Raw genomic sequence first — 25,498 nt, forward strand, 5'->3', positions numbered from 1 at the left:
CGGCTAGTGGGCCACGGCGGCGGCGCCGTGTTCGTCGATGAGGGCGCCGGTTTCGAAGCGCTCCAGCGAGAACGGCTTGTTCAGTGCGTGCGGGGCGCCGGTGGCGATGGTGTGCGCGAAGGTCAGGCCGGCGGCGGGCGTGCCCTTGAACCCGCCGGTACCCCAGCCGCAGTTCACGAACATGTTCTCCACCGGGGTCAGGCCCACAATCGGGGAAGCGTCCAGGGTGGTGTCCACGATCCCGCCCCAGGTCCGGAGCACGTGGGCCCGGGCGAAGATGGGGAAGAGCTCGACGGCGGCCGCCATCTGCTGCTCGATGACGTGGAAGGAGCCGCGCTGGCCGTAGCCGTTGTAGGAGTCGACGCCGGCGCCCATGACCAGTTCGCCCTTGTGGGCCTGGGAGACGTAGACGTGGACGTGGTTGGACATGACCACCGTGGGGTGGACGGGCTCGTGCAGTTCGGACACCAGCGCCTGGAGGGGGTGGGACTGGATGGGCAGCTGGAAGCCGGCCATTTCGGCCAGGACCGAGCTGTGGCCTGCGGCGCAGAGGCCCACCTTTTCGGTGTTGATGGTGCCGCGGTTGGTCTTGACGCCCACCACGCGGTCCCCCTCCTTCAGGAAGCCGGTCACCTCGCAGTTCTGGATGATGTCAACGCCCATTTCGTCGCATTTGCGGGCGAAGGCCCAGGCCACGTGGTCGTGCTTGGCGATGCCGGCGCGCGGCTGGTAGGTGGCGCCCATGACGGGGTAGCGGATGTTGTCGCGGATGTTCAGGATGGGGCAGAGTTCCTTGACCTGCTGCGGGTCCAGCCATTCGGCGTCCACGCCGTTGAGCTTGTTGGCGCCCACGCGGCGGATGCTTTCGCGGACGTCGCCCAGGGTGTGGGCCAGGTTCATCACGCCGCGCTGGCTGAACAGGAAATCGTACTCGAGTTCCTCGGGCAGGATCTCCCAGAGCTTGAGGGCGTGCTCGTAGATGGCCGCACTCTCATCCCAGAGGTAGTTGGAGCGGATGATGGTGGTGTTGCGGGCCATGTTGCCGCCGGCCAGCCAGCCTTTTTCCAGGACGGCAATGTTGGTCATCCCGTGGTTCTTGGCCAGGAAGTAGGCGGTGGCCAGGCCGTGCCCGCCGCCGCCCACGATCACGGCGTCATAGGAGGACTTGGGTTCCGGGTTCCGCCAGAGGAAGTCCGGGTGCTCCGGAAGGTGCTGGGTGCTCACTGGGCGGCTCCAATCAGGTCTGCTTCAGCGTCGGCCAGGCCGGCGTCGGCGGTGAAGTGCGGGTAAAGGGGGAACTTTTCGGCCAGGGCCGTCACGCGTTCGCGGAGTTCGACGGCGGTGTCCCCGGGCAGGGTGCCCGTGCCGGCCGATGCGATCAGCGCGGAGGCGATGATGTCGGCCACTTCGGTGAACTCGGCGGCGCCGAATCCGCGGGCGGCCAGGGCGGGGGTGCCGATCCGGAGGCCGGAGGAAACCATCGGCGGGCGGGGATCAAACGGGACGGCGTTGCGGTTGACGGTGATGCCGATCTTGTGGAGGGCGTCTTCACCCTGCTGGCCGTCCAGTTCGGAGTGGCGCAGGTCCACCAGGACCAGGTGGACGTCGGTGCCGCCGTTGACCACGGAGATGCCTGCGGCCTGGACGTCCGGCTGGAGGAGTCGCTCTGCCAGCAGCTTTGCTCCCTGCAGGACGCGCTCCTGGCGTTCCTTGAATTCAGGAGCAGCGGCAAGCTTGAAGGCCACCGCCTTGGCGGCAACCACGTGCTCCAGCGGTCCGCCCTGCTGGCCGGGGAACACGGCGCTGTTGATCTTCTTGGCGTATTCCTCCTTGGCGAGGATGACGCCGCCGCGGGGTCCGCCAAGGGTCTTGTGGGTGGTGGTGGTGACCACGTCGGCGTACGGGACGGGGTTGGGATGCAGGCCTGCAGCCACCAGGCCGGCGAAGTGGGCCATGTCCACCATGAGGTAGGCCCCCACGAGGTCGGCGATCCGGCGGAATTCTGCGAAGTCCAGTTGGCGGGAGTAGGCGGACCAGCCGGCCACGATCAGTTTGGGCTTGTGTTCCAGGGCCAGCGCTTCCACCTCGGCCATGTCCACGCGGAGGTCTGATTCGCGGACGTGGTAGGGGACCACGTTGTAGAGCTTGCCGGAGAAGTTGATCTTCATCCCGTGGGTCAGGTGGCCGCCGTGGGCCAGGGAGAGGCCAAGGATGGTGTCACCCGGGTTCAGCAGGGCGAACATGGCGGCGGCGTTGGCCTGCGCGCCGGAGTGCGGCTGGACATTGGCGAATTCGGCGCCGAAGAGGGCTTTGACGCGGTCGATGGCGAGCTGTTCAATGACGTCCACGTGCTCGCAGCCGCCGTAGTAGCGCTTGCCCGGGTAGCCTTCGGCGTACTTGTTGGTCAGGACCGAGCCCTGGGCTTCCATCACGGCTGACGGAGCGAAGTTCTCCGACGCGATCATTTCAAGGGTGGACTGCTGGCGGTGCAGTTCCCGTGCCACAGCGGCGGCGACGTCGGCGTCAACCGTGGCGAGCGAGGCGTTCAGTACATCCTGCATGGTTCTCCTTCTGGGGCCCTTCGAAGTTACTGATCCATAACTGATCTGTAACTGATATATTAGAACTGACGTAATAGTATGTTGTAGATCACGCGGCAGTCAATAGCTACCTTGGGAGAGCTCGGAATGAGCGTAATGACAGAGAACCAGCTGGCCGGAGAAGGCGACCTCTCGCTCGCCGAGCAGGCCTACCGGCACCTCCGGGACCGGCTCATCATGCTCGACATCCGGCCGGGTGAGGCCATCAACGACGGCAAGCTCGCCGCCGAGCTCGGGATCGGCCGCACGCCGGTCCGGGAAGCGCTCAAGCGCCTGGAAGGTGACCACCTCGTCGTGTCGTACCCCCGCCGTGGAACGTTCGCCACCGTCGTCGACATCACCGAACTCGCGGACGTCTCCGAACTCCGGGAGTCATTGGAACCTCTGGCAGCCCGCCGGGCCGCCAAGCTGGCAACCCCTGCCCTGCGCAAGGAAATACGGGAAACCGCGGCGGCAATTGCCAGGATGGGGGCGGATGACGATCCCTATGACCTCATGCGGTATGACATCAAGGTCCACCGCCTCATCTACCGGGCCGCCGCCAACACCCACCTCGAGGACGTGCTGATCCGTTACGACAACCTGGCCACCCGCATTTGGTGCATGGTGCTGGAAAAGGTGCCGTCAGTGGCGGAGCACATCGCCGAACACGTGGAACTGCTGGAGGCAGTGGCCGACGGCGACTCGGACCGGGCGGGCAAGCTGGCCCTTGAGCACGTGACCAGTTTCGAGCAGGCCATCCGCAGCGTGCTTTAGGCTGTCCGCCCGCCCGCCTTTCAGGAACGGGGCGCCCGCGGAATGAACGCTGAGGGTTCACGCCTGATCCGCATCAGCGCCGACTCAATGGCACCCCGGACTACGGATTCCGCCCCGAGAGTGCTCGCAACCAGATCCGGCAGCGGCAGGCCGGAATCCGTGGGCAGCAGGCTGCGGGCGTGCTCCAGGACCGGTTCGATGGCGCGTGAGATCGCGCCGGCGATGACCACCCGCTCAATGTCAAGAAGGCTGGAGAGCACCACAGCGATTCGCGCCAGCCGCACCCCGAGCCTGGCGATAATGTCCTGTGCCAGCGGGTCTCCCGCGCGGGCCGCCTGGAAGACATCTTCGGCGCTGATGTCCCCCTCGGGTATGTGCCGCAGCACCGTCTCGCCATCGTAGGAATGGATGCGGGCACGCGCCCACTTCCGCGCAAGTGCTCCGAACCCGTCCGAGCTCCCCTCATCCGGCACGAACTTGCTGTCCAGCTCATCCAGGAACCGCATCTCCCCCGCGCCCCCCTGGCGACCCCGCAGCAGGCGCCCATCGACAATCAGGCCGGCACCAAACCGCTCACCCGACAGCAAGGTGGCCACGTTGGCTGACGGCTCCTGTGCCTGCTCCGCGATGGCGGCGAGATTGGCGTCATTTTCGACGATGACAGTGCCCCAAAGGTGCCCTGCGAAGCCGGAATTCATCAACTGCCAGAATTCTCCTCCGGCGGGAGACGCGCCGTTCGCGTCAATGGGCGCCGGGACGCCGACGGCCGTGAGCAGGACATCCTCCGGGGTGCATGAAACATCCTCAAGGGTCAGGCGGATCAGCTCCCGTGCATTCGCCACGCGGCCGGCGCGTCCCAGCGCGTGCGAATCAATGCTTTGGCGGCGCTTGCCCAGCTCGCGGCCGCGCAGGTCGGCAACGATGGTTGTGAAGTAGCCCTCCCCGGCATCCAGGCCCACAACCACACCCGCAGCTTCGCGCAGCTGGTACTGCCGCGCCGGCCTGCCCTTGAGCCTGCCGGCCTCGGTACGGGCGTCAGTCAATTCCTCCAGCCAGCCCGCATCAACCAGGCCGTCACAAACCCCGAGCACCGTGGCGCGGGTAAGCCCGGTGGCAGCCATGGCTTCTCCGGCAGTAAACACCTGTTCCTGGAGGGCGAAGCGCAACAGCGCCTCCGAGTTGATCTGCCGTAACAGTTGTGTCGAGCTCGCCGTATTTCCGTCCACCCCTTGACGATAGCCCCTGCGTCCCCCATCCTCATATAGGTCCTAAATATAAGACCCATATAAATTATCCGAGAGTCCAAGAGGAGCCGATGTTGCCACCTTTGACGTCCGCCGGGAGACACGTTTCCCGGCGCACTTTCCTTGCCGCTGCGGGAGGTGCGCTCACCGCTTTCGGGTTGGCCGGCTGCGCCCCGGCCAGTGCCAGGCCCACCATCACGTTCCACCAGTCAAAGCCGGAGGCAGTTCCATACTTCCGGGACCTGGCTGCGAAGTTCACCGACTCGCAGGACCGGGTGCGCGTCCTGCATGACATGGCCACAAATCTCTCTGCCAGCTTCGTCCGCAGCAGTCCCCCGGACCTCGGATGCCTCAACTACAACCTGGAGATGGCGCGGTTCATGGAGCGCGGGGCGCTCTCGGATCTTTCCGACCTCCCGGCAGCGGCCTCCATCCGGGACGACGTGCTGGACCTCACCAACTGGTATCCAACCTATGCCGGCCGCACCAGCGTCATCCCTTACTCGGTCATGGCGGCCTCGGTCATCTACAACCGCCGCATCTTCGAAGAGAACGGGGTGGCCGTCCCAACAACCTGGGATGAACTGATCGAGGTGTGCGAGGTGCTCAAGGCAGCAGGCATCACGCCGATCTACGGCACTTTCCGCGACCCCTGGACCGTGGCACAGGGATTGTTCGACTACACGGTGGGCGGCATGGTCAACGTGCGCGACTTCTATCAGAAAATGCATGGGATTGGCGAAAACGTCGGACCGGATTCGGAAGTTTCGTTCCAGAAAACGATGCTCGAGCCGGTGAAACGCATGGTCCAACTGACCAAATACGTCAATCCCGATGCGGCAAGCCGCGGCTACGGAGACGGCAACACGGCAATGGCCCAGGGCCAGGCCGCCATGTACTTCCAGGGACCCTGGGCCTTTGGCGAGATCGAAAAGGCCGGCAAAGACCTGGATCTGGGAACTTTCCCGCTGCCCATGACCGGTGATCCCGCAGATCTCAAAGTCCGCGTCAACATCGACCTCTCGCTCTGGGTTCCCGAGGTCGCCAACGGGCAGCAGGGTGCCCGCGATTTCCTGCAGTACCTGATGCGGCCGGAGATCCAGAACCCTTACAACGCCAAATTCCTGGGTTTCGGGACGACCAAGGACGCGCCACCGGTGACCGACCCACGAATCGTCGAGATGCAGAAGTACTACGACGAGGGCCGCTTCTACATGGGCGCCTCACAGTTCATTCCGAACTCGATTCCGGCCGCCAACTACATCCAGTCGATCATCGGCGGCGCCGATGCCGAGAGCACGCTGCGCAGGATGGACGCCGACTGGGCCCGCCTGGCTTTCCGCGCTTAGACCCACACTTTCGATCTCTCAAAGCACGAAACGAGGACCATCCATGTCATCAATGACGAGACCTTCCACCAGGGTGGAGGTGACGGCCCCGGCAGCGACTGGAACCACACGCGTGCGCAAAAGCCGCGTTGATCCGCTCTACTATGTTTTCCTCCTGCCCTCGCTGGTGATCTTCACGCTGGCCGTCACGCTGCCCGCCGTTCTCGGGTTCATCTACAGCTTCACGAACTCCGTGGGCTTCGGTGACTTCGATTTCATCGGCATCCGGAACTTCATTGCGGTGTTCCGTGATGAAGGAGTCCTCGGCGCCTACGGCTTCACCCTCGTTTTCTCGCTGGTCACCGTCATCGTCGTGAATGCCGTGGCCTTCCTCCTGGCCCTGGGCCTCACGTCCCGCGTCCGCTTCCGTGCCGCGCTTCGCACCGTCTTCGTCATCCCCATGGTGATCTCCGGCATCGTCATCGCGTTCGTGTTCCAGTACCTCTTCTCGAACTCGCTGCCCCTTGCCGGCAAAAGCATGGGAATCGAGCCGCTGGCCACCAGCCTTCTCGCAAACCCCCAGCTCGCGTGGCTTGCGATCGTCTTCGTCACGGCGTGGCAGTCCATCCCGAGTGCCATGCTGATCTACATCGCGGGGCTCCTCACGGTCCCCGCCGAGGTCTACGAGGCGAGTTCCATCGACGGGGCATCGCCCTGGCAGAACCTGCGGCACATCACCCTGCCGCTCATTGCGGGGTACGCCGTGATCAACACGGTCCTGGGGTTCAAGAACTACCTCAACGCCTACGACATCATCATCGGCCTCACCGACGGCGGGCCCGGCGTGGCCACACGAAGCGTCGCGATGTCGATCTTCCGCGGCTTCGAAGGCGGCGACTATGCCTACCAGATGGCCAACGCCGTGATCTTCTTCCTCATCAGCATCGTCATCGCACTCGTCCAACTTCGCTTCACACGTGGCAAGGGAGGGATCGCAGCATGAGCAGCGCACCCAGCATCATCCAGGCAGAACCCGCGGCGGCCGCCAAGGGCCGCCGGCTACCCGCCGGGCCCGAACGCATCCAGTGGCCCGCCACCATCATCCTCGTTGTCTGCACGCTCAGCGTGCTCGTCCCGCTCTACGTCACGGTCAGCATGGCCTTCAAAACCACTGGCCAGGCAGTGGACGGCAACGCCTTCTCCCTGCCAAGCCCCCTGACCTTCGACAGCTTTGCCCAGGCCTGGACGCTCACAAACTTCCCCCGCGGCTTTGGAATTTCCGTGTTCGTGTCGGTGATCGCCGTTGCAGGGGAGATCATCGTTTCGGCCCTGGCCGCCTACGCCATCGTCCGCAACTGGGACCGTCGGCTCTTCCGCTGGTCCTTCTTTTACCTGCTCGCGGCAATGTTCATCCCGTTCCCCGTGGTGGCGCTGCCGCAGATCCAGCTCACGGGACTCGTCGGACTCGACAACCCGCTCGGGGTGGCCATCCTGCACATCGTTTTCGCCCTGGCCTTCAACACCATGCTCTTCACCGCCTTCCTCCGCTCGATCCCCCTGGAGTTGGAGGAAAGCATGCGGATGGACGGCGCGGGAACGTGGCAGGTGTTTTGGAAGCTCATCTTCCCCCTGCTGGGGCCCATGAGCGCAACCGTGGGCATCTTCGCCTTCATCGCGTCATGGAACGACTTCATGATGCCGTCACTCATCATTTCCGATCCTGAACTGCAGACCATCCCCGTGCTGCAAAAGATCTTCCAGACGCAGTTCAGCAACAGCTACAACGTGGCCTTCGCCTCCTACCTGATGGCAATGGCCCCCGCGATCATCGTCTACCTGTTTACCCAGCGCTGGGTCATGTCCGGCCTCACCCAGGGCGCCGTCAAGTAACTCCGGACCCACACACCTGATACAGCTGAAACTGAAGGAAGCAATCTTGCCCACCACCGCCACCCAGGCAACCCAAAGCAACCCCGCCCCCACGGCCGACCCCAACTGGTGGCGTCAGGCTTCCGTCTACCAGATCTACCCCCGTAGCTTTGCGGACTCGAACGGCGACGGCATCGGCGACATCAACGGCATCACCGCCAAGGTTCCGTACCTGAAAAACCTGGGCATCGATGCCGTCTGGCTGAGCCCCTTCTACCCCTCCGCACTCGCCGATGGGGGCTACGACGTGGACGACTACCGCAACGTGGACCCGCTGCTGGGCACGCTGGAGGACTTCGACGCGATGGCCAACGCCCTGCACGCCGCCGGCCTCAAGCTGATCGTGGACATCGTGCCCAACCACTCGTCGGACCGGCACCAGTTGTTCCGGGAAGCCCTCGCCTCGCCCAGGGGGTCCGCGGCGCGCAACCGGTACATCTTCCGCGACGGGCTGGGCGAAGAAGGCGAGCTGCCGCCGTCGGACTGGGACTCGGTGTTCGGCGGCCCCGCCTGGGAGCGCATCACCGAACCCGACGGCAGCCCGGGGCAGTGGTACATGCACATCTTTGCCAAGGAACAGCCCGACTTCAACTGGGACAACCCCGAAGTCCGCGAAGACTTCCTGAAAACCCTGCGCTTCTGGTCGGACCGGGGCGTGGACGGCTTCCGCATCGACGTCGCCCACGCCCTGACGAAGAACCTGGAAGAAACCCTGCCCACCAAGGCGGACCTCGAGGCCCAGGGCGAGGCGCTGTACCTCACGGGGCAGCACCCGTACTGGGACCGCGACGAGGTCCACGAAATCTACGCCGAGTGGCGCCGCGTGTTCAATGAATACAACCCGCCGCGCACCGCCGTCGCCGAAGCCTGGGTCCATACCGACCGCCGCGCCCGCTACGCCAGCCCGGAGGGACTGGGCCAGGCCTTCAACTTCGACCTGCTGCAGGCGGACTTCGACGCCGCCCAGTTCCGGAAGACGATCATCAAGAACCTGGCAGAGGCCAAAGCATCCGGCGCGTCGTCCACCTGGGTGTTCTCAAACCACGATGTGGTCCGGCATGCCACGCGCTACGGCCTCCCCGCGTCCGAGCCTTCGGCCGGAGGTGACATCATGGCCGGGCAGGCGGGCAAGCGGTGGCTTCTGGCCGGCGGCAGGCAGGAAGATGTCGACGCCGAACTCGGCCTGCGCCGCGCCCGAGCCGCGTCCCTGCTGATGTTCGCCCTTCCGGGTTCTGCGTACCTGTACCAAGGCGAGGAACTGGGACTGCAGGAAGTCGGCAATGAAATCCCGGACTCCGCCCGGCAGGATCCGGCCTTCTTCCGGAACAAGGGCGTGGAGATCGGCCGCGACGGCTGCCGCGTCCCCTTGCCGTGGACCTCGGCGGGCAGCTCATTCGGTTTCGGCCCCGGCGGCTCCCACCTGCCGCAGCCGGAATGGTTCGCGGGCAGCTCAGTGGAGGCCCAGGAGGGCCAGGGGGATTCAACCCTGTCCCTCTACCGCCGGGCACTCGCCCTGCGGTCGCAGCTGCAAACAACAGAAGCGCTGGAGCTGCTGGAAACCGGCCGGGATGACGTCCTGGCCTTCCGGCGCCCCAACGGCTGGACCTCCATAACGAACTTCGGTACGGAACCCTTCGAGCTGCCCGCGGGCCAGCTGCTGGTCTCCAGCTCGCCACTCGAAGCCGGCCGGCTGCCCGGCGCTGCCACGGCGTGGCTGCGGTGAGCGCACCTGCCGCCGGCTCCGGACCGGATTTCGGAATAGGAATCGATGTTGGCGGGACCTGGATCAAGGGTGCACTCGTCAACCTGGGCAGCGGCATCCCGGCCGGCGGTGTCCGCCGCCTGCGGACCCCGTCCAGCGGCAGGGTGGATGACGTGGCAGACACCCTGGACCAGCTCATCAGTGAGCTCCAATCCGAAAGCCCCGGGCACGGGAACCTGGCTGCCGGCGTCGCCATCCCCTCGATTGTCCAGCGCGGAGTGGCGCTGTCGGCAGCAAACATTGACGGCAGCTGGGTGGGACTTGATGTCCAGTCCTACCTGGAGTCCCGGCTTGGACGATCCGTTTGCGTCGTGAATGACGCAGACGCTGCCGGTACGGCGGAAGCCTTGTACGGCGCCGGGAAAGGCCGGCGCGGCGTTGCCCTGGTCCTGACCCTGGGGACGGGCATCGGATCCGCACTGCTGGTGGACGGCAGGCTCGTTCCCAATTTCGAGCTGGGCCACCTGGAAATCGGCGGCTGCAAAGCAGAGTCCCGGGCATCGGCCGTCGTCAGGGAGAACCAAGGCCTCACCTGGGTGGAGTACGCCGACCGGCTGCAGCAGTACCTGTCGCACGTGGAGTTCCTCTTCTCGCCCGACCTCATCATCATCGGTGGGGGCATTTCAGCGTGCAGTACCGAATACCTCCCTCGCCTCTCACTGCGCACCCCGGTCATTCCGGCCAGCCTCGAGAACGCCGCGGGCGTTGTGGGCGCCGCCCTTGCCGGCAGGCGGCTCAAGGATGGACAGGCTCAGTATGTGTGACATGGAATACTTCAGTACATGTGCGGCCGGACATCTCGGCGGCGGCTGGAAGGGGCAGTGGCATGCAGGAAACCGTTAACGAGGACGAAGAGGCGCGCCAGGCGGTCATCGCTTCACTCGCCCGGCAGCGGGACCTCGGCCTCCCTGCGGATCCGGACTTTGACCGGCGGCTGGATGAGCACTTCCCCACCCTCCGCAGCCTGTTCCACTCGCTTTACGGCGCCCGGCAGGACTGGCTGGAGCAGCTGTCCGCCCTGGTGGTGCAGAGCGCGCGGTCGTGGCAGGAGCGCTCCCCGGAGCTGAAGGCGCTGGACGCCGAACGCGAGGAGGCGCCGGACTGGTTCCAGTCCAACGGCATGCTGGGCGGCGTCTGCTATGTGGACCGCTACGCCGAAAGCCTGGAGGGAGTGCGCAGCCGCATTCCCTATTTCAAGGAGCTGGGCCTCACCTACCTGCACCTGATGCCGCTGTTCCTGGCGCCCGAACCGCATTCGGACGGCGGCTACGCCGTGTCGAGCTACCGGGAGGTCAACCCCAAGCTGGGCACCATGGAACAGCTGCGCTCCCTCGCGGCCGAACTGCGCGCCAACGGGATCAGCCTGGTGGTGGACTTCATCTTCAACCACACCTCGGACGAGCACGAATGGGCCCGGAAGGCAGCCGCGGGCGATCCCGAGTACAGCGACTACTACTGGATCTTCCCGGACCGGACCATGCCGGACGCCTTTGAGGCGAATGTCCGCGAGATCTTCCCGGAGAACCATCCGGGGTCCTTCATCCAGATGGCGGACGGCCGGTGGGTGTGGGCCACGTTCCACACCTACCAGTGGGACCTGAACTACTCCAACCCCGGCGTCTTCCGGGCCATGGCCGCCGAGATGCTGTTCCTGGCCAACCAGGGGGTGGATATCCTGCGCATGGACGCTGTCGCCTTCATCTGGAAGCAGCTGGGGACGCCCTGCGAAAACCTCCCCCAGGCGCACATGCTGCTCCGGGCGTTCAACGCGGTCTGCCGCCTGGCGGCACCGTCGCTGCTGTTCAAGTCGGAGGCCATCGTGCACCCCGACGAGGTGGCACTGTACATCGACCCCGCGGAATGCCAGCTTTCCTACAACCCGCTGCAGATGGCCCTGATCTGGGAGTCCCTGGCCACCAGGGACGTGTCCCTGCTGTCACAGGCGCTGGAGCGCAGGCACAACATCCCCGACGGTACGGCATGGGTGAACTACGTCCGCAGCCATGACGACATCGGCTGGACCTTCGCCGATGAGGACGCGGCCGAGCTGGGCATCAACGGCTTTGACCACCGCCGCTTCCTGAACTCCTTCTACGTCAACCGGTTCCCGGGCAGCTTCGCCCGCGGCGTCCCCTTCCAGGACAACCCCAAGACGGGTGACTGCCGGATTTCCGGCACGACGGCGTCCCTGTGCGGGATGGAGGTTGACCCGGCGGAGGCGGTGGAACGGATCCTCCTGGCCCATTCGGTGCCCTTCAGCACCGGCGGCATCCCGCTGCTGTACCTGGGCGACGAAGTGGGGCAGGTCAACGACTACTCCTACGCGTCCGAGCCCGGCCACGAGGAGGACAGCCGCTGGGTGCACCGGCCGCACTTTCCCGCCGAACAATACGCCCGCCGTGCCGATCCCTCCACCCCCGAGGGGGCCGTCTACGCCGGATTGAAGCGCATGATCGAGGTCCGGGCGGGCACTCCTGAATTTGCCGGAACCACGCTGGTGGATTTCAGTACGAACAACCGCTCGGTGCTCGGCTACCAGCGCCCGGGCGGTCCGGACGGTGGCAGCACCGTCCTGGCCCTCGCCAATTTCAGCGACTCCGCCCAGACCCTCCCGGCGGAAACCTTTGGCGGGTACTCCCCTGCCGCCGTCGACCTTCTCTCCGAAGCCACCCTGCAACTGGACGACGGCATCACCCTCCTCCCCCGGCAGTACCTCTGGCTGCGCGTCACCCCCGCGTAGCACTCGCGGGCCCGTTTTCGCAACGGGCCCGCGCGCGTGAAAGCATACGGACCATGGCCTCCAAGATTGCGTACCAGGGTGAGCCTGGCGCCAACTCCAATATCGCGTGTCAGCAGATGTTCCCGGACATGGAAAGCGTCCCGTGCGCCAGCTTCGAGGACGCCTTCGAACTGGTGGCCGGCGGCGAAGCGGACCTGGCCATGATACCCATCGAGAATTCCATCGCGGGCCGGGTGGCGGACATCCACATCCTGCTGCCGCAGTCCAACCTGCAGATCGTGGGCGAATACTTCCTGCCCATCCATTTCGACCTGCTGGGCATTCCGGGCAGCACCATTGAGGGCGCCACCGAGGTGCACAGCCACATCCACGCCCTGGGCCAGTGCCGGAAGCTGATCCGCGACCACGGCCTCAAGCCGGTCATCGCCGGTGACACCGCCGGGTCCGCCCGGGAGGTGGCCGAGTGGAATGACCCCCGCAAGCTCTCGCTGGCTCCCCCGCTGGCCGCGGAGATCTACGGCCTCCAGGTGCTGGCCTCGCGCGTGGAGGACGACCCCTCCAACACCACCCGCTTCGTGGTCCTTGCCCGGGAAACGGCACTGCCGGCCCGGCAGGATCTTCCCGGACCGGCAGTCACCAGTTTCGTGTTCCGCGTCCGCAACGTCCCCTCCGCCCTGTACAAGGCGCTGGGCGGGTTTGCCACGAACGGCGTGAACATGACGCGGCTGGAGAGCTACATGGTGGGCAACGAGTTTGCCGCCACCATGTTCATGGCCGACGTCGAAGGCCACCCCGAGGACCTGCCGCTGAAGCTGGCCCTCGAGGAACTGGACTTCTTCACCACCGAGGTGCGGATCCTCGGCGTGTACCCCGCGGCTGACTACCGGGCGGCGGCAGCCACCGCCTGACGTGGCTGTGCGGGCGCGGCCTTGAGCAGCGGCGCGAAGAACGCGCCGAGCTCGGCGGTTGCCGTCTGCGGCAGGACGTTGGCCACGTACTGGTCCGGGCGGACCACCACGACGACGCCGTTGCGGTCCAGTCCGCGCAGGTCGAAGATGTCCGCCGTGGGATCGGTTGCGTACACCTTCTCGTAGTCGGTGAGCTTGAACGGGCCCACCTGCGGCTTGAAGACGGAGGGGACGGCATTGATGTCGACGGCGGTGTGCGGCTGCTGGTAAATGACCTTCAGATCGAACCACGCGTCCGGGTCGGCGTCCGCGGGTGTTGCTGCCAGGGGTGATTCCGGCGAGTGCGCGAACCACTCGGCAAGCTTGTCCGTGGTGGAGTCCGTTCCGGGCTGGGCCGCATCCGCGAAGACATAGATCCGCCAGCGGCCGTCAGCCGTGGCGTGGTGGCCCAGGTGGATGGGGTTGGTGTCGCCCACGCGGACTACCGGTGCCGACTTGAAACGCTTGCCCACGGGGAAGCCGGCGGCCAGGTCCTGGTGGTCGGTGCCGCCAACAATCAGGGACGGCGCGTACTGGGTCATGAAACCTGCCGGGAACTCGGCGGTCCGCACGTAGAAGTCCTCAAGGTCCGAGGGGTGCTCGAACTCCTCGGGCTTCTTGGCCATCATGGTGGACCACTCCTTGTCGAAGTCGATCAGGTTCCTGGCCACCACCTGCCGCTCCTCCGAGTAGGTGGTCAGCAGGCTCTCGGGGCTGCGGCCCTCCAGCACATGCCCCAGCTTCCAGGCGATGTTGAACCCGTCCTGCATGGAGACGTTCATGCCCTGGCCGGCCTTGGCACTGTGGGTGTGGCAGGCATCGCCGGTGATGAACACCCGCGGGGTGCGGGTGCCGCGGTCCGCGGGCAGGACGTCGTCGAACCTGTCCGTGAGGCGGTGGCCCACCTCGTACACGCTGTGCCATGCCACGTTGCGTACATCCAGGGTGTAGGGGTGCAGGATCTCGTTTGCCTTGTGGATGATCTGCTCGATGCTCGTGTTGCGGACGGCGTGGTGGGTGGCAGGATCCACTTCGCCCAGGTCCACGTACATGCGGAACAGGTAGCCGCCTTCCCGCGGAATCAGCAGGATGCTGCCCTTCTCGGCCTGGATGGCGCACTTGGTGCGGATGTCAGGGAAGTCGGTGACGGCCAGGACGTCCATGACGCCCCAGGCGTGGTTGGCCTGGTCCCCTGCCAGCGTGCAGCCGATCGCCTGGCGAACCTTGCTGCGCGCGCCGTCGGCCCCCACCACGTACTTTGCACGGACAATCCGCTCCTGGCCCTCGTTGGGTCCGGCGGTGTGAAGCAGCGTCACAGTGACCGGGTAGTCGCCCTCGGTGGCGACGGTGAGGCCCTGGAAGTCATAGCCATAGTCGGGCTTGAGGCGGGTGGGAGAGTTCGCCGCAAACTCGGCAAAGTAGTCCAGCACGCGGGCCTGGTTGACGATCAGGTGCGGGAACTCGCTGATCCCTGTTTCGTCGTCGACGGCGCGTGCGGCGCGGATGATGTTGGCGTTGTTGGCAGGGTCCGGCTTCCAGAACGCCATCTCCGTGATCCGGTACGCCTCGGCGATGATCCGCTCTGCGAACCCGAAGGCCTGGAAGGTTTCGACGCTGCGCGCCTGGATCCCGTCAGCCTGCCCAATAGCGAGGCGGCCCGGCCGGCGGTCAATGATCCGCGTGGTGACATTGGGGAACATGGACAGCTGCGCGGCGGCGAGCATTCCGGCCGGGCCGGTGCCGACGATGAGCACGTCCACTTCCTCCGGGAGCTCCTCGGGGCGGTTCAGTCCGACGCCGGCTGCCGGCTTGATGCGCGGGTCACCGGATACGTATCCGTGGTGGTGGAACTGCACGGGCTTTCCTCACTTCGTTGTGGATGATTCACATCAGTTCGTGTTCTATATCAGAACAGTAGATTCGATAATCGAAAACTCTAAACTTGTTTTCCACTGTACGCCGGTTGTGACGCGGGCGACAAGTGGCTCCGGAAGTGCCGCAAAAACAGCCGAAACAAGGGGGTTGACGGAAGCTGCAAATCTATGGATAGTGATCGTATACGATTTCGTACCTGATGAGGAGACGTTTTGGAGCAGGTCAACGGCGACACCCTGGCAGCAGCACGCAAGGTGGTCGCGGTGCACATCAACTACCCCAGCCGGGCCGCCCAGCGTGGCCGCACCCCGGCCCAACCGTCCTACTTCCTCAAGCCTTCCAGCTCGCTGGCGCTGAGCGGAAGCCCCGTGGAGCGCCCGGCCGGCTGCGAACTGCTCGGCTACGAAGGCGAGATTGCGCTCATCATCGGCAAGGCCGCCCGCCGCGTCACGGTCGAGGAGGCCTGGAGCCACGTTGCCGCCGTCACCGCCAGCAACGACCTCGGCGTGTACGACCTGCGCTACGCGGACAAGGGCTCCAACCTCCGGTCCAAGGGCGGGGACGGGTTCACCCCCGTAGGCCCGGCACTTCTTCCGGCAGACGCCGTCGACCCTTCCAAACTTCGCATCCGCACCTGGCACAACGGTGAACTGGTCCAGGACGACACCACCGCTGACCTGCTCTTCCCCTTCGCCCGGCTGGTGGCGGACCTGTCCCAGCTCCTCACCCTCGAGGAGGGCGACATCATCCTCACCGGCACCCCTGCCGGCGCCTCCGTGGCCGCACCGGGCGACGTCCTGGAGGTTGAGGCGGGCACGATTGATGGCACCCTCACCACCGGACGCCTGGTCACCACCGTTGAGCAAGGCACGACGGCGTTCGCGGACTTTGGTGCCCAGCCCAAGGTTGACGACCTGCAGCGGGAGGAGGCCTACGGATCCCGCGAAGCCGCAGGGCTCCCTGCTCCTGACAGCGCCCTCACCCCGGAACTGAAAGCCAAGCTCGAGTCGGTCGCCACCGCCACCCTGTCATCCCAGATGCGCAAGCGCGGCCTTAACAACGTCAGCATCGACGGCCTCCAGGCCACCCGCCCGGACCGGCGCGTGGTGGGACTGGCCCGGACCCTGCGCTACGTGCCCAACCGGGAAGACCTCTTCAAGACCCATGGCGGCGGCTTCAACGCCCAGAAACGGGCCATCGATTCCGTCAACGAAGGCGAAATCCTGGTCATGGAAGCCCGCGGCGAAAAGGGCACCGGCACCGTGGGCGACATCCTGGCCCTGCGCGCCCAGGTCCGCGGCGCGGCAGCGATCATCACCGACGGCGGCGTCCGCGACTATACCGCGGTGGCCGGCCTGGAAATGCCCACGTACTTCGCCAACCCGCACCCCGCCGTGCTGGGCCGCCGACACATCCCGTGGGACACGGACATCACCATCGCCTGCGGCGGAGCCACCGTCCAGCCCGGCGACATCATCGTGGCCGACTCCGACGGCATCCTGGTCATCCCGCCCGCCATCGCCGAAGAACTCGTTGAGGACTGCATCCAGCAGGAAAAGGAGGAAACCTTCATCTTCGAGATGGTCAAGCAGGGCAACAGCGTGGACGGCCTCTACCCGATGAACGCCGAATGGCAGGCCCGGTACAAGGAATGGGCAGGCAACCGCCATGACTGAAACCGCCGTGGCAGCCACTCCCGGCAGCAAGTCCCAACAGGCGTACCAGGCCGTCAAGGCACGGATCGTGGAAGGCACCTACACTCCCGGCTACCGGCTGGTCCTGGGTGCCATAGCGAAGGACCTGGGCTTCAGCGTGGTTCCGGTCCGGGAAGCGATCCGCAGGCTTGAAGCCGAGGGACTGGTGACGTTTGAACGGAACGTCGGCGCCACGGTGGCAGGCATCGACCCCACCGAATACCTCTACACCATGCAGACCCTCAGCATCGTGGAAGGTGCCGCCACGGCACTCTCCGCACCGCTGATCGACGGCCAGGCCATTGCCCGGGCCCGTGCCGTGAACCAGGAAATGCGCCAGTGCCTGGAGCACTTCGATCCGGTGCGCTTCACCCAGCTCAACCAGGACTTCCACAGCGTCCTGTTCGAACACTGCCCCAACCCGCACATCCTGGACCTGGTACACCGCGGCTGGAACCGGCTGGCCGCACTCAGGTCCTCCACCTTCCGCTTCGTCCCCGGCCGGGCCCGCGACTCGGTGGAGGAACATGAGGAACTCCTGAAGCTGATCGAGTCCGGTGCCGATGCCGACGACATCGAGAAGGCAGCCCGCCGGCACCGCACGGCGACCTTGGACGCTTACCTCGCCCAAACCAATTAGTACGAAAAGACCAGTTGTACGACGCGACCACTTGTACGAAGAGACCACAGTTAGGACTTCAACGATGACGACCTCAGTAGAAACCACCAAGCACTACGTTCCGGATGACCTGCCCAGCCACATCCAGCACTACATCAACGGCAAGTTCGTGGACTCAATCTCCGGCAAGACCTTCGATGTCCTGGACCCGGTGTCCAACCGCAACTACGCCACCGCCGCGGCCGGGCAGAAGGAAGACATCGAGCTCGCCGTCGCGGCCGCCCGTGAAGCATTCGTGAACGGCCCGTGGCCCCGGATGAAGCCCCGTGAACGCGCCCGTGTCCTGAACCGGATTGCCGACGCCGTCGAGGCCCAGGAAGCCCGGCTCGCCGAACTCGAAACGTTCGACACCGGCCTGCCGATCACCCAGGCCAAGGGCCAGGCCCTCCGCGCTGCGGAGAACTTCCGGTTCTTCGCCGACCTGATCGTGGCCCAGTTCGATGACGCCATGAAGGTCCCCGGCTCCCAGATCAACTACGTCAACCGCAAGCCCATCGGCGTCGCCGGCCTGATTACGCCGTGGAACACCCCCTTCATGCTGGAGTCGTGGAAGCTCGCCCCGGCGCTGGCCACCGGCAACACCGTGGTCCTCAAGCCCGCCGAATTCACCCCGCTGTCCGCCTCCCTGTGGGCCACCATCTTCAAGGATGCAGGGCTGCCGGACGGCGTCTTCAACCTGGTCAACGGCCTGGGCGAGGAGGCCGGCGACGCCCTGGTCAAGCACCCGGACGTCCCGCTGATCTCCTTCACCGGCGAGACCACCACCGGCCAGACGATCTTCCGCAACGCCGCGGCCAACCTCAAGGGCCTGTCCATGGAGCTCGGCGGCAAATCCCCCTGCGTCGTGTTCGCCGACGCCGACGTGGACGCCGCCATCGACTCCGCCCTGTTCGGGGTCTTCTCCCTCAACGGGGAGCGCTGCACCGCCGGCTCACGCATCCTGGTGGAGCGCGCCATCTACGACGAATTCTGCGAAAAGTACGCCGCCCGGGCAAAGAACATCGTGGTGGGTGACCCCCATGACCCCAAGACCGAAGTGGGGGCCCTGGTCCACCCCGAGCACTACGACAAGGTGGCCTCCTACGTGGAGATTGGAAAGTCCGAAGGCCGGCTCCTGGCCGGCGGCGGCCGCCCCGGCCACCTGCCCGAAGGCAACTACATCGCACCCACGGTGTTCGCCGACGTCGCGCCCGATGCCCGGATCTTCCAGGAGGAAATCTTCGGACCCGTCGTGGCCATCACCCCGTTCGAGAACGACGACGAGGCCCTCGCCCTGGCGAACAACACCAAGTACGGCCTGGCCGCCTACATCTGGACCCAGAACCTGACCCGGGCCCACAACTTCTCGCAGAACGTCGAGGCCGGCATGGTGTGGCTGAACAGCCACAACGTCCGCGACCTGCGCACCCCGTTCGGCGGCGTCAAGGCCTCCGGCCTGGGCCACGAGGGCGGCTACCGCTCCATCGACTTCTACACCGACCAGCAGGCCGTGCACATCACGCTCGGCACCGTCCACACCCCCAAATTCGGCGCCTGAACCCAACCAGCTCGCACTTGTTGTCGTTTTGAGGCCTCAAAACGACAACAACTGCCAGTCAGTTGGGGAAGAAGCCCCCTTTCAAAGAAGAGAGACCATCATGACCAACTTCGTTCCCACCCCCACCGTCCCGGCACCGGACATCGTCCGCTGCGCCTACATGGAGATCGTGGTCACCGACCTGGCCAGGTCCCGCGAGTTCTACGTCGACGTCCTGGGCCTGCACGTCACCGAGGAAGACGAGAACGCGATCTACCTGCGCTCCCTGGAGGAATTCATCCACCACAACCTGGTGCTCCGCAAGGGACCCATCGCCGCCGTCGCCGCCTTCGCCTACCGGGTGAAGTCCCCGGCCGAGGTGGATGCCGCCGAGGCCTACTACAAGGAGCTCGGCTGCCGGGTGGAGCGCCGCAAGGAAGGCTTCACCAAAGGCATCGGCGACTCCGTCCGAGTGGAGGACCCGCTGGGCTTCCCGTACGAGTTCTTCTACGACGTGGAGCACGTGGAGCGGCTCACCCAGCGCTACGACCTCTACTCCGCCGGTGAACTGGTCCGCCTGGACCACTTCAACCAGGTCACCCCGGACGTCCCGCGCGGCCGCAAGTACCTGGAGGACCTGGGCTTCCGCGTCTCCGAGGACATCAAGGATGCCGACGGCGTCACCTACGCCGCCTGGATGCACCGCAAGCAGACCGTCCATGACACCGCCCTGACCGGCGGCAACGGCCCCCGCATGCACCACGTCGCGTTCGCCACGCACGAGAAGCACAACATCATCCAGATCTGCGACAAGATGGGCGCCCTGCGCATCAGCGACCGGATCGAACGCGGCCCCGGCCGCCACGGCGTGTCCAACGCGTTCTACCTCTACATCCTGGACCCGGACGGCCACCGCATTGAGATCTACACCCAGGACTACTACACCGGCGACCCGGACAACCCCACCATCACCTGGGACGTCCACGACAACCAGCGCCGCGACTGGTGGGGCAACCCCGTGGTCCCCTCCTGGTACACCGAGGCCTCCCTGGTCCTGGACCTGGACGGCAACCCGCAGCCGGTCATCGTCCGCGAGGAAAAGTCCGAGATGGCGGTCACGGTGGGCGCCGACGGCTTCTCCTACACCCGCAAGGACGGCTCGCCCGAAGGCGACCGGACGGGCTTCAAGCTGGGAGTCCAGGTCTAGCCATGCTGGAGCCCACGACGATTGAGGCCATCGCGGACGAGCTGGTGGAAGCCGGCCGGACCCGCACCCCTGTCCCCCGCCTGACCGCCCGGTACCCGGAGATGACGGTGGAGGATTCCTACGCGGTGCAGCAGCTGTGGCGGCGCCGCAACGAGGACGCCGGCCGGACCCTGGTGGGGCGCAAGATCGGCCTCACGTCCAAGGCCATGCAGGCCGCCACCGGCATCACCGAACCGGACTACGGCGCCATCTTCGATGACATGGTGCTGGAGACCGGCTGCTCCGTTCGGTGGGACCAGTACACCCACCCGCGCGTGGAGGTGGAGCTGGCGTTCGTCCTCAGGGACGGACTCAAGGGCCCGGGCGTGACCATCTTTGATGTCCTGAAGGCCACCGACTACGTGGTTCCGGCCCTCGAAATCCTGGACTCCCGGATCGAGATGGAGGGCCGGACCATCGTGGACACCATCTCGGACAACGCCGCCATGGGCGCCATGGTGATCGGCGGCAACCCGGTCAAGCCGGACGCCGTTGACCTGCGCTGGGTCTCCGCCATCCTCTACAAGAACCAGACCGTGGAGGAAACCGGCGTGGCCGCGGGCGTGCTGGACCATCCCGCCAACGGCGTGCACTGGCTGGCCAACAAGATCGCCGCCCACGGCGACGCGCTCAAGGCAGGCGACATCATCCTGGCCGGCTCGTTCACCCGCCCACTGTGGGTGTACAAGGGCGACACCGTCCACGCCGACTACGGACCCCTGGGAGCTGTGACATGCCGTTTCGAATAGAAGACACCTTCCGCTCCGCCCTGGCTGCGCAAAAGCAAAAGGGAAAGGCAGGCCGCCCGCTCGCCGGGATGTGGGTGTGCTCCGGCAGCCCGCTGGTCGCCGAACTCTGCGCGGGGGCAGGGCTGGACTGGCTGCTGGTGGACGCGGAGCACAGCCCCAACGGCCTCGAGTCCATCCTCGCCCAGCTCCAGGCCATCCATGGCTACCCGGTCCACACCGTGGTCCGGCCGCCGGTGAATGACACGGTGGTGATCAAGCAGTACCTGGACCTGGGGGTTCAGAACCTGCTGATCCCCATGGTGAATTCGGTGGCGGAAGCGGAGGCGGCGGTTGCTGCCACCCGCTATCCGCCCTACGGCGCCCGCGGCGTGGGCTCGGCCCTGGCCCGCGCCGCACGCTGGAACCGGGTCCCGGACTACCTCGCCCGGGCCAGCGAGACCATCAGCGTCACCGTCCAGATTGAATCGACGGCGGCCGTCGAGGCTGTGGAGGACATCCTCAAAGTGGACGGTGTGGACGCCATCTTCGTGGGCCCCTCCGACCTCGCCGCTTCCATGGGCCTGCTGGGACAGCAGGAACACCCCGAGGTGCGCGCCGCCGTCGAACACTGCCTGTCCGTTGCCAAGGCGGCCGGGAAACCCGGGGGCGTCAACGCCTTCGCTCCCGCCACGGCCGAGCACTACCTCGCCAACGGCGCGGACTTCATCCTGGTGGGCGCCGACGTCGCACTCCTCGCCCGCGGTTCCGAGGCCCTCGCAGCAAAGTACATTCCCCACGCCGACGGCGACACCCCCGCCAGCTACTGACCTTCCCTTCCTAAGGACTTCCCATGACACTTTCTGCGATCTCCCCTGCCTTTTCGCCGGAGCATGAAGCCTCGCTCCTGGCTTCCGTCCCTACCGGCCTGCTCATCAACGGTCAGTGGCGCGAGGCGTCCGACGGCGGCACGTTCGATGTGCACGACCCCGCCACCGGGGAGGTGCTCGCCACCCTCGCCTCCGCCACCAGCGAAGACGCCATTGCCGCACTCGATGCAGCCGACGCCGTGCAGGCGTCCTGGGCGCGCACCGCACCTAGGACCCGGGCGGAGATCCTCCGGCGGGCCTTCGACCTGGTGACCGAGCGGGCCGAGGACTTCGCCCTGCTGATGACCCTGGAAATGGGCAAACCGCTGGCCGAGGCCCGCGGTGAGGTCACCTACGGGGCGGAGTTCCTGCGCTGGTTCGCGGAGGAAACCGTCCGCGATTACGGCCGCTACCTCACCACCCCGGAGGGCAGGAACAAGATCCTGGTCCAGCACAAACCCGTGGGCCCCTGCCTGCTCATCACCCCCTGGAACTTCCCGCTCGCCATGGCCACCCGCAAGGTCGCCCCCGCCATCGCCGCCGGCTGCACCATGGTCCTCAAACCCGCCAAGCTCACCCCGCTCACGGCGCAGTACTTCGCCCAGACCATGCTCGACGCCGGCCTTCCCGCCGGGGTCCTCAACGTCGTCGCATCCTCCTCCGCGTCCGGGATTTCCGGCCCGCTCCTGAAGGACTCAAGGCTGCGGAAGGTCTCCTTCACCGGCTCCACCCCCGTCGGCAAGCGCCTCATGGCAGACGCCGCGCAGAACGTGCTGCGCACCTCGATGGAGCTCGGCGGGAACGCGCCGTTCATCGTCTTCGAAGACGCCGACCTGGACAAGGCCGTCGAAGGGGCCATGGCAGCCAAGATGCGGAACATGGGCGAAGCCTGCACCGCGGCCAACCGGTTCCTGGTCCACGAATCCGTGGCGCAGGAGTTCACCCGGAAGTTCGCCGCCGCCATGGGCGCCCTGCACACCGGGCGCGGCACCGAGGCGGCCACCCAGGTGGGACCCCTCATCGACGCGGGCGCCCGTGATGAGGTGCATGCACTGGTGAGCGCCGCCGTCGACGCCGGAGCAGTGGCCGTGACCGGCGGCGCACCGGTGGACGGACCGGGCTACTTCTACCAGCCCACCGTCCTGGCCAACGTGCCCAACCACGCGGCGATCCTTGGCCAGGAAATCTTCGGCCCCGTAGCCCCGGTGACCACCTTCAGCACCGAGGAAGACGCCATCCGGCTCGCCAACAACACCGAATACGGTCTGGCGTCCTACCTCTACAGCCGCGACTTCAACCGCCTCCTGCGCGTCGCGGAACAGATCGAATTCGGCATGGTCGGGTTCAACGCCGGCGTCATCTCCAACGCCGCCGCACCCTTCGGCGGCGTCAAGCAATCCGGCCTGGGCCGCGAAGGCGGCTCCGAAGGCATCGCCGAATACACCACCACCCAATACATCGGCATCGCCGACCCCTACGCCGGGTAACCGCGGGGAAGAAGCACCTGCCGCCCTGGTCGAAAGGGTGGCAGGTGCTTCTTGACGCGGGTCAGCCGACGCGGGTGTAGCTGATCTCGGTCGCCCCCGCCGGCGCCGCGGGAAGTGTCACGTACGTGCCCTGGGCCCTGTTGCCATGTCCGGGAAGGGCTCCGGGCACCGTGACGTAGCTGCCCTCAAGCTTCGGCGATACCTCCGATCCGGGTGGCAACGTAACGTAGCTGCCCCCTCGGGAGATGTCGGTAGGTGCTGTTGCGGGCGCTTCAGTGAGCTCGGACTCCACGGTCATGGTGTTCTCCTGCTTGTCGGGGGCGTCGACGACGCAAAACCCAGCACCTGTGCGCCGTGGCGCAATAAGGGCCGCGGTACCGCTGCTGGGCGTTTGACGGGGTCGTTTGCCTGGATCCGGGGAGGAGTTACCCGGCGGTTCTCGAGGGCTTCGCCGGCCTGATCCCCACCCTAAGGCTTAATCTGACAAGTTCACAATAAGGCGGGCCGATTTTTACGCCGTTCCCTCTCCGCCAACAGTCCTGCGCACAAACACAAGAGCGGGGGCGGGCACTCACCCAAACTGGGGAGTAACCCGCTACGCCGACCGGCTGGCGTCCTCGCCTACTCGATGTGGAGTATCCCTTGGAAACGTACGATGCACTTCTTGCCTCCATTGCCCCCGCTGCCGGCACTGGCCGGACCATCCTCAATCCGGCCACGGGCGAACCGGTAGGCGAAGCCCCCGTCCACAGCCGCGATTACCTGGAAAGCGCCGTGGCCGCAGCCGTGGCCGCGCAGCCAGCCTGGGCTGCCCTGGGCCACGACGCAAGGTCCGCCGCGCTGCTCAAGGCAGCCGACGCCGTCGAACGCTCCGCCGAGGAACTCGCCCAGCTGCTCTCCCGCGAGCAGGGCAAACCGCTGAACGGTCCAAACGCCCGCTTCGAAGTGGGCGCCTGCGTCGCCTGGCTCCGCGCCACGGCCGGCCTGCCGCTGGAACCGGAAACCATCGTGGACGACGGTGAGACCCGCGCCGAGCTGCATTACCGGCCCATCGGCGTGGTCGGGGCGATCGGTCCGTGGAACTGGCCCATGATGATCGCCGTCTGGCAGCTGGCGCCGGCCCTGCGCATGGGCAACACCGTCGTCGTCAAGCCCTCCGGCAACACTCCGCTCTCCGTGCTGGCGCTGGTCAAGGTCCTCAACGAGGAACTCCCCGAAGGCATCCTGTCCGTGGTGTCCTGCGGCCGCGAGGTGGGCGCCCGCCTCACCGACCACCCGGCGATCGGCAAGATCATGTTTACCGGCTCCACCGCCGGCGGCCGCGCCATCATCAAGTCCTCCGCCGACACCGTCAAGCGGCTCACCCTGGAACTTGGGGGCAACGACGCCGGCATTGTCCTGCCCGACGCCGACCCCAAGGCCATCGCCACGGACATCTTCTGGGGCGCCTTCCTCAACACCGGCCAGACCTGCGCCGCGCTCAAGCGCCTCTACGTCCACGACGACATCTACGACGCCGTTTGTGACGAGCTCGTGGCGGTCGCCAAGCAGATGCCCATGGGCAACGGCCTGGACGAGAACAACGTGCTGGGACCGCTGCAGAACAAGGCGCAGTACGACGTCGTGGCCACCCTCGTGGAGGCGGCCAAGGCTTCCGGGGCACGCGTCCTGCTGGGCGGGAACCCGGATACCAGCCAGCCCGGCTACTTCTACCCCACCACCCTGGTGGCGGACATCGACAACGACAACCCGCTGGTGGCCGAGGAACAGTTCGGCCCCGCCCTGCCGATCATCCGCTACAGCAGCATCGACGAGGCGGTGGAAAAGGCGAACGGGCTCGACGTCGGCCTGGGCGCCTCCGTCTGGTCCCCCAACCTGGAAGCAGCCCGGGAGGTCGCGGCCCGCATCCAGGCCGGAACCGTGTGGATCAACCGGCACGGCGCCGTGGACCCGCGCATCCCGTTCGGCGGCGCCAAGCAGTCCGGCTACGGCGTGGAATTCGGCGTGGAGGGCCTCAAGGCCCTGGGCGTACCGCAGGTGATCAACGGCTGATGTTGACGCGGGAGCCCGGCACGCAAGGTTGCCGGCGCCGGGCTCCCGG

Annotated in this window: 21 protein-coding genes; 16 read left to right on the forward strand and 5 right to left on the reverse strand. The window is 66.2% G+C overall.

The features are described from left to right. Positions 1-3: 3 nt before the first annotated feature. Together ASG79_RS13615 and glyA are read right to left on the reverse strand one after the other, a co-directional pair. Complete coding sequence (locus ASG79_RS13615; RefSeq protein WP_018770029.1) at positions 4-1,224, reverse strand: sarcosine oxidase subunit beta family protein; 1,221 nt, start codon at positions 1,222-1,224, stop codon at positions 4-6. Further along, complete coding sequence (gene glyA / locus ASG79_RS13620) at positions 1,221-2,561, reverse strand: serine hydroxymethyltransferase (RefSeq protein WP_056391885.1); 1,341 nt, start codon at positions 2,559-2,561, stop codon at positions 1,221-1,223. The genes ASG79_RS13615 and glyA overlap by 4 nt, the downstream gene beginning before the upstream one ends. 135 nt (positions 2,562-2,696) lie before the next feature. Between glyA and ASG79_RS13625 the strand changes: the two genes are divergently transcribed. Beyond that, positions 2,697-3,356 (forward strand): GntR family transcriptional regulator, encoded by a 660-nt coding sequence (locus ASG79_RS13625; RefSeq protein WP_082581758.1) that lies wholly within the window; start codon positions 2,697-2,699, stop codon positions 3,354-3,356. A 20-nt stretch (positions 3,357-3,376) separates the two neighbouring features. On the opposite strand, the gene ASG79_RS13630 is transcribed toward ASG79_RS13625, so the two are convergent. Next, on the reverse strand, positions 3,377-4,582 hold the full coding sequence (locus ASG79_RS13630; RefSeq protein ID WP_200953172.1) for an ROK family transcriptional regulator: 1,206 nt from the start codon (positions 4,580-4,582) through the stop codon (positions 3,377-3,379). An 89-nt stretch (positions 4,583-4,671) separates the two neighbouring features. Between ASG79_RS13630 and ASG79_RS13635 the strand changes: the two genes are divergently transcribed. The 7 genes from ASG79_RS13635 to ASG79_RS13665 all read left to right on the forward strand — a co-directional run bounded on the left by ASG79_RS13635 (position 4,672) and on the right by ASG79_RS13665 (position 13,267). Beyond that, complete coding sequence (locus ASG79_RS13635; protein ID WP_196804766.1) at positions 4,672-5,949, forward strand: ABC transporter substrate-binding protein; 1,278 nt, start codon at positions 4,672-4,674, stop codon at positions 5,947-5,949. A 43-nt stretch (positions 5,950-5,992) separates the two neighbouring features. After that, positions 5,993-6,931, forward strand: coding sequence for a carbohydrate ABC transporter permease (locus tag ASG79_RS13640; protein WP_056391890.1), 939 nt, complete (start codon positions 5,993-5,995; stop codon positions 6,929-6,931). Continuing rightward, the gene (locus ASG79_RS13645) at positions 6,928-7,818 is read left to right on the forward strand and encodes a carbohydrate ABC transporter permease (RefSeq protein ID WP_056391892.1); all 891 of its coding nucleotides are present in this window, start codon (positions 6,928-6,930) and stop codon (positions 7,816-7,818) included. Before ASG79_RS13640 ends, ASG79_RS13645 begins: the two co-directional genes overlap by 4 nt. Before the next feature lie 46 nt (positions 7,819-7,864). Next, complete coding sequence (locus tag ASG79_RS13650; RefSeq protein ID WP_056391893.1) at positions 7,865-9,580, forward strand: glycoside hydrolase family 13 protein; 1,716 nt, start codon at positions 7,865-7,867, stop codon at positions 9,578-9,580. Continuing rightward, positions 9,568-10,383: a polyphosphate--glucose phosphotransferase gene (gene ppgK, locus ASG79_RS13655; RefSeq protein ID WP_082581759.1), complete on the forward strand. Its 816-nt coding sequence runs from the start codon at positions 9,568-9,570 to the stop codon at positions 10,381-10,383. The genes ASG79_RS13650 and ppgK overlap by 13 nt, the downstream gene beginning before the upstream one ends. 62 nt (positions 10,384-10,445) lie before the next feature. Then, the gene (locus ASG79_RS13660; RefSeq protein ID WP_056391894.1) at positions 10,446-12,359 is read left to right on the forward strand and encodes an amylosucrase; all 1,914 of its coding nucleotides are present in this window, start codon (positions 10,446-10,448) and stop codon (positions 12,357-12,359) included. Positions 12,360-12,412: 53 nt separating this feature from the next. After that, positions 12,413-13,267, forward strand: coding sequence for a prephenate dehydratase (locus tag ASG79_RS13665; RefSeq protein ID WP_056391895.1), 855 nt, complete (start codon positions 12,413-12,415; stop codon positions 13,265-13,267). Here ASG79_RS13665 and ASG79_RS13670 read toward each other — a convergent pair. Next, positions 13,240-15,162: an FAD-binding monooxygenase gene (locus ASG79_RS13670; RefSeq protein WP_056391896.1), complete on the reverse strand. Its 1,923-nt coding sequence runs from the start codon at positions 15,160-15,162 to the stop codon at positions 13,240-13,242. The genes ASG79_RS13665 and ASG79_RS13670 overlap by 28 nt on opposite strands. Positions 15,163-15,393: 231 nt before the next feature. On the opposite strand from ASG79_RS13670, the gene ASG79_RS13675 reads away from it, so the two are divergent. From ASG79_RS13675 to ASG79_RS13705, 7 genes are all read left to right on the forward strand, one after another. Then, positions 15,394-16,857 carry a fumarylacetoacetate hydrolase family protein gene (locus ASG79_RS13675; RefSeq protein ID WP_056391897.1) on the forward strand — a complete coding sequence of 488 codons (1,464 nt, stop codon included), beginning with the start codon at positions 15,394-15,396 and terminating at the stop codon, positions 16,855-16,857. Continuing rightward, positions 16,850-17,515, forward strand: a complete 666-nt coding sequence (locus ASG79_RS13680) for a GntR family transcriptional regulator (RefSeq protein ID WP_056391898.1) — start codon at positions 16,850-16,852, stop codon at positions 17,513-17,515. Before ASG79_RS13675 ends, ASG79_RS13680 begins: the two co-directional genes overlap by 8 nt. A gap of 64 nt (positions 17,516-17,579) precedes the next feature. Next, entirely contained in the window at positions 17,580-19,091 is a 1,512-nt protein-coding gene (gene hpaE / locus ASG79_RS13685) for a 5-carboxymethyl-2-hydroxymuconate semialdehyde dehydrogenase (RefSeq protein ID WP_056391899.1), read from the forward strand. Positions 19,092-19,191: 100 nt separating this feature from the next. Further along, positions 19,192-20,277, forward strand: a complete 1,086-nt coding sequence (gene hpaD, locus ASG79_RS13690) for a 3,4-dihydroxyphenylacetate 2,3-dioxygenase (RefSeq protein WP_018770014.1) — start codon at positions 19,192-19,194, stop codon at positions 20,275-20,277. 2 nt (positions 20,278-20,279) lie between these two features. Further along, positions 20,280-21,065 (forward strand): 2-oxo-hept-4-ene-1,7-dioate hydratase, encoded by a 786-nt coding sequence (hpaH, locus tag ASG79_RS13695; RefSeq protein ID WP_056391900.1) that lies wholly within the window; start codon positions 20,280-20,282, stop codon positions 21,063-21,065. After that, on the forward strand, positions 21,050-21,871 hold the full coding sequence (locus ASG79_RS13700) for an HpcH/HpaI aldolase family protein (protein ID WP_186447761.1): 822 nt from the start codon (positions 21,050-21,052) through the stop codon (positions 21,869-21,871). Before hpaH ends, ASG79_RS13700 begins: the two co-directional genes overlap by 16 nt. 23 nt (positions 21,872-21,894) lie before the next feature. Then, a complete protein-coding gene (locus ASG79_RS13705; protein ID WP_056391902.1) occupies positions 21,895-23,397 on the forward strand; it encodes an NAD-dependent succinate-semialdehyde dehydrogenase in 1,503 nt (500 codons plus the stop codon). Between the two features lie 61 nt (positions 23,398-23,458). Here ASG79_RS13705 and ASG79_RS13710 read toward each other — a convergent pair whose 3' ends face one another. Continuing rightward, positions 23,459-23,695 carry a hypothetical protein gene (locus tag ASG79_RS13710; RefSeq protein ID WP_056391903.1) on the reverse strand — a complete coding sequence of 79 codons (237 nt, stop codon included), beginning with the start codon at positions 23,693-23,695 and terminating at the stop codon, positions 23,459-23,461. Between the two features lie 344 nt (positions 23,696-24,039). Between ASG79_RS13710 and ASG79_RS13715 the strand changes: the two genes are divergently transcribed. Next, on the forward strand, positions 24,040-25,449 hold the full coding sequence (locus ASG79_RS13715) for an aldehyde dehydrogenase family protein (RefSeq protein ID WP_056391904.1): 1,410 nt from the start codon (positions 24,040-24,042) through the stop codon (positions 25,447-25,449). Positions 25,450-25,498 lie beyond the last annotated feature (49 nt).

The organism is Arthrobacter sp. Soil761 (genome assembly GCF_001428325.1).
GTDB lineage: Bacteria > Actinomycetota > Actinomycetes > Actinomycetales > Micrococcaceae > Arthrobacter.